Annotated in this window: 6 protein-coding genes; 5 read left to right on the forward strand and 1 reads right to left on the reverse strand. The window is 74.5% G+C overall.

Annotation, left to right across the window (positions count from 1 at the left end; translation table 11 throughout):
• On the reverse strand, positions 1-2,276 hold a 2,276-nt coding region (locus VR45_RS16945; RefSeq protein ID WP_052709151.1), incomplete at its 3' end, for a transglycosylase domain-containing protein.
• 377 nt (positions 2,277-2,653) lie between these two features.
• On the opposite strand from VR45_RS16945, the gene VR45_RS16950 reads away from it, so the two are divergent.
• The 5 genes from VR45_RS16950 to VR45_RS16970 all read left to right on the forward strand — a co-directional run bounded on the left by VR45_RS16950 (position 2,654) and on the right by VR45_RS16970 (position 8,133).
• Positions 2,654-3,454 (forward strand): ABC-2 family transporter protein, encoded by an 801-nt coding sequence (locus VR45_RS16950; protein ID WP_045940605.1) that lies wholly within the window; start codon positions 2,654-2,656, stop codon positions 3,452-3,454.
• Between the two features lie 100 nt (positions 3,455-3,554).
• Positions 3,555-4,319 carry an ABC-2 family transporter protein gene (locus tag VR45_RS16955; RefSeq protein ID WP_078896591.1) on the forward strand — a complete coding sequence of 255 codons (765 nt, stop codon included), beginning with the start codon at positions 3,555-3,557 and terminating at the stop codon, positions 4,317-4,319.
• 30 nt (positions 4,320-4,349) lie between these two features.
• Positions 4,350-5,309, forward strand: a complete 960-nt coding sequence (locus VR45_RS16960; protein ID WP_045940602.1) for an ATP-binding cassette domain-containing protein — start codon at positions 4,350-4,352, stop codon at positions 5,307-5,309.
• Between the two features lie 224 nt (positions 5,310-5,533).
• Positions 5,534-6,820, forward strand: coding sequence for a glycosyltransferase (locus tag VR45_RS16965; RefSeq protein WP_052709152.1), 1,287 nt, complete (start codon positions 5,534-5,536; stop codon positions 6,818-6,820).
• Positions 6,817-8,133, forward strand: a complete 1,317-nt coding sequence (locus VR45_RS16970; protein WP_045940603.1) for a nucleotide sugar dehydrogenase — start codon at positions 6,817-6,819, stop codon at positions 8,131-8,133. The genes VR45_RS16965 and VR45_RS16970 overlap by 4 nt, the downstream gene beginning before the upstream one ends.
• The last annotated feature ends 152 nt before the right edge of the window (positions 8,134-8,285 follow it).

Below are 8,285 nucleotides of genomic sequence, written 5' to 3' on the forward strand. Positions count from 1 at the left end.
GGCGGCACCAGGGTGGGCGGTTCGGGTGTGACGATGGTGATGACCGGGTCCGGCGCGGTGGTGCCGGGGCCGGTGGTGGCGGTGGGCCGGCGGGGGGCGGTCGGGGCCGGGGCGGCGGGGATCGGTGCGCCTCCGGTGCCGCCCGTGCCTCCGGTGCCGCCCGCCGGGGGTGACGGGGCGGTGGTGGCCGACGGGGAGGCCGAGGCCGGCGCGGTGGTGGTCGGGGTGGTGCTCGGGCCGGCGGTGAAGGGCCGGCGGTTGCCCTCGGTGGGCTGGAGGTCGAAGGAGCGGACGACGGTGCCGTCCAGGACGTCGCCCATGTAGCTGGTCCAGATCCGGGTGGGGAAGGCGCCGCCGTTGATCCGGGCGTAGCCGGCGGTGCCGGCCAGCGGTTCCTTGGCGTGGGTCTTCGGGTTCTCCCGGAAGAGGCCGACGGTGGTGGCGAGTTCGGGGGTGTAGCCGGCGAACCAGGCGGAGAGGTTGGCGTCGGTGGTGCCGGTCTTGCCGGCGGCGGGGCGTCCGAGGTCGAGGGCGGCGGCGCCGGTGCCGTGCGGGCCGATGACGTCGCGCAGGACGTCGGTGACGGCGTCGGCGGTGCCTCGGTCGAGGGCGGTGGAGCCGGGGTGGTCGGGCAGGTCCGGTACGTCGAGCTGTCCCGGGCCGGGGTTGACCCGCTCCAGCCCGGCGACCGACCAGGGCTGGTGCGCCTCGCCGTGGTTGGCCAGGGCGGCGTAGACGCCGGCCAGGTCGAGGGCGCTGGGGGTGGCCGTGCCGAGGGTCATCGAGGTGTTGGCCGGGTCCATGCCGGGCACGTCGGCCGGGATGCCGAGCCGGACGGCGGTCTCCCGGACGTGGGCGAGGCCGGCGTCCACCCCCTCCTGCGCGTACACCGAGTTGACGGATTTGACCATGGCCTGGCGCAGGGTGATGGAGCCGTAGTCGATGTCGTCCTCGTTGGGCGGCGCGTACGGGCTGGGGCCGTCGGTGACGGGGCGTTCGCTGGTGCCGTCGTAGCGGGTCTCGGTGCTGATCGGGAGGCCGTCGGAGCTGCTGCCGCGGTGCGAGCTGAGGCCGGCGGCGAGGTCGATCGGTTTGAAGGTGGAGCCGATCTGGTTGTCCTGGCGCAGCGCGTCGTTGTAGGGCTGTTTGGCGTAGTCGGGGCCGCCGTAGACGGCGACGACGCGGCCGGTGGCGGGTTCGACGGAGGCGCCGGCGACCCGGACGTCGGTGTCGGTGGCGGGCCGGGCGGCGGGGTCGAGTTCGTCGGTGAGTTCGTCGTGGACGGCGCGTGCGAAGGCGTCCTGCTTGTCCTGGTCGAAGGTGGTGGTGATGCGCCAGCCGCCGGCCTTGAGGGTGGCGGAGTCGAGGATGCGGTTGGTGACCAGGTAGTCGTCGGCGACGCCGACCAGGTAGCCGGCCTGGCCGGCCAGGCCGGTGGCGGGCTGCGGGTCGAGGGGGTCGGGGAAGGCGGCGTCGGCGCGTTCGGTGGCGCTGATGAAGCCGAGCTGGACCATGCCGTCGAGGGTGTACTGCCAGCGGGCGAGGGCGCGTTCGCGGTTGGCGGGGGTCGCGGTCTTCACGTCGTAGGCGCTGGGGGCCTGGAGCAGGGCGGCGAGGTAGGCGCTCTGCGGGAGGGTGAGTTCGGAGACGTCGATGCCGTAGTAGGCGCGGGCGGCGCTCTGGATGCCGTAGGCGCCGCGGCCGAAGTAGCTGGTGTTGAGGTAGCCGGCGAGGATCTCGTTCTTGTCGCGCTGCTGGTCGACCTTGAGGGCGATCAGGAGTTCGCGGCCCTTGCGTTCGATGGTCCGGCTCTGGGTGAGGTAGTAGTTCTTGACGTACTGCTGGGTGATGGTGGAACCGCCCTGCATGCCCTGGCCGGTCAGGGTGTTCCAGCCGGCCCGGACCATGCCCTTCAGGTCGATGCCGCGGTTCTGGTAGAAGGTGCGGTCCTCGGCGGAGACGACGGCCTGCCGGGTGTTGACGGGGATCCGCTCGATGCCGACATCGGTGCGGTTGACGGCTCCGGTGCGGGCGATCTCGGTGACGCCGTCGGCGTAGAGGTAGATGTTGCTCTGGGCGACGGCCTGGGCGTTGGGGTCGGGCAGCGGGACGATGACGTAGAGCACGGCGAAGGCGCCGACGGCGATCAGCAGGGCGCCGAACACGGTGCCGAGGCAGATCCGCCAGGTGGGCAGCAGCCGCCGCCGGAGCGGCAGGGCGCGGCGCGCCTCGCGGCGGGCGGCCCGTCTGGCACGGCGGGCGGTGCTCAAGGTCATGCCGAGATTATGTGCTATTTGACCGTGGATCAGGTGGCGGGGCGGCGCCGGGCGGTCGGGGGAAAACCGGGTGCGCACCGGGTTGTCCGGCGCTACGGTGAAAGGTGCTAACAACATAGCGCAGCCGGTTCGGGCCTCGGCCCGGTTCAGCTCCGCCCGCCAGTCCGGTACCCCCCGGGTGCGGTGGCCGGGGCCGGTCCGGCATGCGCTCCCGCGGCCAGGGGTCTCCCTGCGCCGCTCTTTGTCGACAAGGAGACAATATGCAGAACGCTGGGCTCCATCCTCCTGATCCCGTCGGCGACACCCCCGCGCCCCCGCGCCCGCCGCGTCCGGCCGCCGCCGCCCCGGGCGGCTTCGCCCCGGACCTCCATGCAGCCCTGCGCCTCTACGCGGCCGTCGCCCGGGGCGCGTTCCGGCGCTTCTCCACCTACCGGGCCGCCAGCCTCGCCGGGGCCTTCACCAACACCGTCTTCGGCTTCATCCTCGCCTCCACCTTCCTCGCCCTCTGGCACGCCCGCCCCGGACTCGGCGGCTACGACGAGGTCACCGCGGTCACCTACATCTGGGTCAGCCAGGGGCTGCTGGTCACCGTCGCCGTCATGGGCGGCGGCTTCCAGGACGACGTCCAGGAGCGCTTCCGCAGCGGGGACATCGCCATCGACCTCTACCGCCCGGTGGACTTCCAGGGCTGGTGGCTGGCCACCGACCTCGGCCGGGCCGCCTTCCACCTGCTCGCCCGGGGCGTGCCGCCGATGCTGGTCGGCTCCCTGGCCTTCCGCGTCCGGCTGCCCGAACACCCGCTGACCTGGGTGTACTTCCTGCTCGCCACCCTGCTCGCGGTGGTGGTCAGCTTCGGGGTGCGCTTCCTCGTCTCGCTCACCGGCTTCTGGCTGCAGGACTCCGAGGGCGTGCGCTCGGTGACCCTGGTGGTGTCGATGTTCTTCTCCGGGATGCTGCTGCCGCTCGCGCTCTTCCCCGGCCTGCTCGGCGACCTCGCCCCGCTGCTGCCCTGGGCGGCGCTGGTGAAGGTGCCCACCGACGTCTTCCTGGAGCGCGTCACCGGCCCCGGCCTGCTCGGCGCGCTCGGCTTCCAGCTCGGCTGGGCCGTCGTCCTGCTCGCGGCCGGCCGGCTGGTCCAGCTGCTGGCGACCCGCAAGGTGGTGGTCCAGGGTGGCTGACCAGGCTGTCGTGACCCGGGCGCCCCTCCCCGCCGTCACCCGCGAGTCGCCGGCCGCCCGGGTGGCGTGGGCGGCGCGCTCCTGGTGGCTCGCCGCCGCCATGTGGACCAGGGCGATCATGTCCTACCGGGCGTCGTTCGTGATGATGCTCTGCGCCAACGTCGTGGTGACCTTCCTCGACTTCGCCGTGATCGTCCTGATGTTCCGCCACACCGACACCCTCGGCGGCTGGACGCTGCCCGAACTCGGCTTCCTCTACGGCACCTCGGCGCTGGCCCTCGGCCTGGCGAACCTCTTCGTCGGCTCGATCGACGCCCTGGGCGAGCGGATCCGCACCGGCACGCTGGACATCATGCTGGTCCGGCCCGCGCCCGCGCTCGCCCAGCTGTGCGCCGAGCGGTTCTCGCTGCGCCGGCTCGGCCGGCCCGCCCAGGCCGCCGCCGTGCTGCTCTGGTCGCTGACCGCGCTGGACGTCCACTGGACCTGGGACCGGGTGCTGCTGCTGCCGGTCCTGGTGGTCTGCGGCACGCTGATCTTCGCCGCGGTCTTCATCGGCTTCGCCAGCCTCCAGTTCTGGTGGGGCGAGGCCAAGGAGCTCCAGAACTCCTTCACCTACGGCGGCGCCACCGTGCTGCAGTACCCGCCGACCGTCTTCGCCAAGGAGCTCGTCGCCGGCACCGTGTTCGGCGTGCCGCTGGCCTTCGTCAACTGGCTGCCGGCGCTGCGGATCCTCGACCGGCCCGACCCGCTGGGCCTGCCCACCGCCTTCCAGTACGCCTCGCCGCTCGCGGCCGCGTGCGCCCTGACCGCTGCCGGCCTGGCCTGGCGGGCCGGGCTGCGCGCCTACCGCGGCGCCGGCGGCTGACCCCCACTCCCCGACACCTGAGGAAGCACCATGGCACTGATCGAACTCGACGACGTCCGCCGCACCTTCACCGTCCGGGCCAAGACCGGCCGGCTGCGGCGGGAGAAGCGCGAGGTGCGCGCCGTCGACGGGCTGACCTTCACCGTCGAGGCCGGCGAGTGCGTCGGCTACATCGGCCCGAACGGCGCCGGCAAGTCCACCACCATCAAGATGCTGACCGGCATCCTCGTCCCCACCGCCGGACGGCTGCGCGTCGCCGGCGTCGACCCGGCCCGGGAACGGGTCGCCCTGGCCCGCCGGATCGGCGTCGTCTTCGGACAGCGCACCACGCTCTGGTGGGACCTCCCGCTGCGCGACTCCTACGAACTCGCCCGCCGGCTCTACCGGATCCCCGACCACCGATATCGCGCCAACCTGGACCGCTGCGTCGAACTGCTCGACCTCGGCGCGCTGCTCGACACGCCCGTCCGCCAGCTCTCGCTCGGCCAGCGGATGCGCGGCGACCTCGCCGCCGCCCTGCTGCACGACCCGCGGGTGCTGTACCTCGACGAGCCGACCATCGGCCTGGACGTGGTCAGCAAGGCCAAGGTGCGGGACTTCCTGCGCGAGGTCAACCGCGACCTCGGCACCACGGTGCTGCTCACCACCCACGACCTCACCGACATCGAGCAGCTGTGTGACCGGGTCATGGTGATCGACCACGGCCGGGTGGTCCACGACGGCGGTCTTGAGGCCCTGCACGCGGCCGGGGACAGCGAGCGGACCCTGGTCGTCGACCTGGCCGGGAGCCACCCGCCGATCGAGGTGCCCGGCGCCCGGGTGGTCCGGGTGGAGGGCCCGCGCCAGTGGCTGGCCTTCCCGGCGCAGGAGAGCGCGGCCCCGGTGGTGGCGGCCGTCGCCGCCCGGTACCCGCTGGTCGACCTGTCGGTGCGGGAGCCGGCGATCGAGGACGTGATCGCCCGGATGTACGCCGAGGTCGCGATCGGCTGAGCGTTCGCCGGGCGGTCGGGGCTCGCTGTCCCGGGGGGCCGGGTGTTCCGTACTCGGCCGGGCGTTCGGTCCGCCTCGCTCGTGCGGGTGGTGGACGTGACCCCACGGCGTGCCGCCGAGTTGACCTTGTATCGCCCGGCGACGCGCCGCCCGCCCCGTTCCGCGGACGGCGCGTCGCCGGGCGGCGACCGCTCGGCGACCCGCGCACCGGAGGGCAGCGCCCGATGACCGAACCCGACGTGACCGTGGTGATCGCGGTCTACAACACCATGCCGTACCTGACCGCCTGTCTGGACTCGCTGGTCCGGCAGACCATCGGGCACGCGCGCATGGAGGTGGTCGCGGTCGACGACGGTTCCACGGACGGCGGCGGCGAACTGCTCGACACCTACGCGGCCCGGCACCCCGGGCTGTTCCAGGTCGTCCACCAGGCCAACTCCGGCGGCCCGGCCGCGCCGACCAACCGGGGGCTGGCGCTCGCCCGAGGCCGCTACGTGCTCTTCCTCGGCGCCGACGACTGGCTCGGCGACGAGGCCCTGGCCCGGATGGTCGCCTCCGCCGACGACTGGGGGTCGGACGTCCTGATCCCCAAGCAGGTCGGGGTGAACGGGCGGCTGGTGCCGCAGGGCATCTTCGACGCCACCGCCGCCTCGGTCGGCTTCGAGGACTCCGCACTGGCCTGGGCGCTCGCCGACACCAAGCTGTTCCGGCTCGACCTGCTCCGGCGGCACAACCTGGCACGCAAGGAGGAGCTGAAGGTCTACTCCGACCAGCCCTTCACCCTCGCCGCCTGCCTGCGGGCCCGCCGGATCTCGGTCCTCGCCGACTACGACCACTACTTCCTGGTGCTGCGCGAGGACCGGGGCAACGTCACCCAGCGGGCCGGCGCGCTGGACCGGGTCCGCGGGGTCGCGGCCGTGCAGTGGGTGGCCGCCGAACTGGCCGCGCCCGGCGGGCAGCTGGACGCCATCAGGGCGCGGCACTTCGGCTGGGAGGTGCCGCAGCTGCTCCAGCAGGGCCTGCTCGCCCTCGACGCCGGGCTGCGGGACCAGGTCTGCGACGGGGTCGGCGAGCTCGTCCGGCAGTTCGGCGCCCGCGAGGTGTACCACCGGCTCGCGGTGCCCGACCGGGTCCGGCTGGAGCTGGCCGCCACCGGGCGGTACGAGGAACTGCGCGAACTGATCGGGTACGAGGCGGAGCACGGCGCACCGCCGGAGGTGTCGGAGACCGGGGCGGACGGGGTCCGGCGGCGGTACGCGGCCTACCCGGTGTTCCGGGACGGCGCGGTCGGGCTCGCGGACGAGCTGTTCCTGCTCGGGGAGGAGCGGGCGGAGGCGCCGGTGGACCCGGAGGCGGGCGGGGAGACCGGGCCACCGCCGCCCACGCTGGTGCAGCAGCTCTGGCGCGGCGCGGTGCCCGCCCAGGTGCGCCGCCGGCTGCGCGGCTACCCGGTCTGGCGCCGGCTCGCCGACGCGGTGGCCGCCGACGGCCGGAACGGGGGACGGCGATGAGCCCGCTCGACATCTGTGTGGTGGGCCTGGGCAAGCTCGGCCTGCCGCTCGCCGTCCAGTTCGCCGCCAAGGGGCACCGGGTGACCGGCGCCGACGTCGCCCCGCCGGTGGTCGAGGCGGTCAACCAGGGCCGGCCGCCGTTCCCCCGGGAGGCCGGACTGGACGAGGCGCTCAAACGGGTGGTCGCCGAGGGCAGGCTGCGCGCCACCACCGACACCTCGGCCGCCGTCGCCGGGGCCGAGGCGGTCGTCCTGGTCGTCCCGCTGGTCACCGCCGCCGACGGCACGCCCGACTTCACCCTGCTCGACGCCGCCACCGACGCGGTCGCGGCCGGGCTGCGCCGGGGCACGCTGGTCAGCTACGAGACCACCCTGCCGGTGGGCGTCACCCGGGGCCGGTGGGCGCCGCGCCTGGCGGCCGGCTCCGGGCTGACCCCGGGCCGGGACTTCGCGCTGGTCTTCAGCCCGGAGCGGGTCCGCACCGGCCGGGTCTTCGCCGACCTGCGCCGCTACCCCAAGCTGGTCGGCGGGACCGACCCGGCCGCCACCCGGCGCGGCGCCGAGTTCTACCGCGCGGTGCTGGACTTCGACCCGCGGCCCGAACTGACGGCGCAGGGCCGGCCGAACGGGGTGTGGGAGCTGGAGTCCGCCGAGGCGGCGGAGTTCGCCAAGCTCGCCGAGACCACCTACCGGGACGTCAACATCGCGCTGGCCAACCAGTTCGCCCGGTACGCGGACCGGATCGGGGTGGACTTCGCCGCCGTCGCCGACGCCTGCAACTCGCAGCCGTTCAGCCATCTGCACCGGCCGGGCATCGCGGTCGGCGGGCACTGCATCCCGGTCTACCCGCGGCTCTACCTGTGGAACGACCCCTCGGCGACGGTGGTCCGCGCGGCCCGGGCGGCCAACCTGGAGATGCCGGCCTACGCGGTCGGGGTGCTGGACGGCGCGCTGGAGGGCGGGATCGCCGGGCAGGGCGTGCTGGTGCTCGGCGCCGCGTACCGGGGCGGGGTCAAGGAGACCGCCTACTCGGGGGTGTTCCCGCTGGTGGAGGCGCTGCGGGCGGCGGGCGCCCGGCCGTACGTGGCCGACCCGCTGTACCCGGCGGGGGAACTGACGGCGCTGGGCCTGCCCGCGTACGGGGGCGAGCCGGTGGCGGCGGCGGTGCTGCAGGCGGACCACCCGGAGTACCGGGAGCTGGCCCCGGGCGACCTGCCGGGCGTCAGGGTGCTGCTGGACGGCCGGCGGTGCACCGACCCCGACCGCTGGGCGGGCGTGGCGGGGGTGCGCCGGATCGTGCTCGGCGGCGCCTGAGGCCGGGTGGCCGCCTGCCCGGAGGGGTGAGCGCGGGGCGGGCGTGGGCCGGGCGCGGGGCGGGTGCGGTGGTCGACCGGCGCGCGACCACCGGACGCGCCGTCCGTTCGCGCCGGGCAACGGGCAGACTGGCGGGGTGAGCGACGAAGCCT

The organism is Streptomyces sp. NRRL S-495 (assembly GCF_000966955.1).
GTDB lineage: Bacteria > Actinomycetota > Actinomycetes > Streptomycetales > Streptomycetaceae > Kitasatospora > Kitasatospora purpeofusca.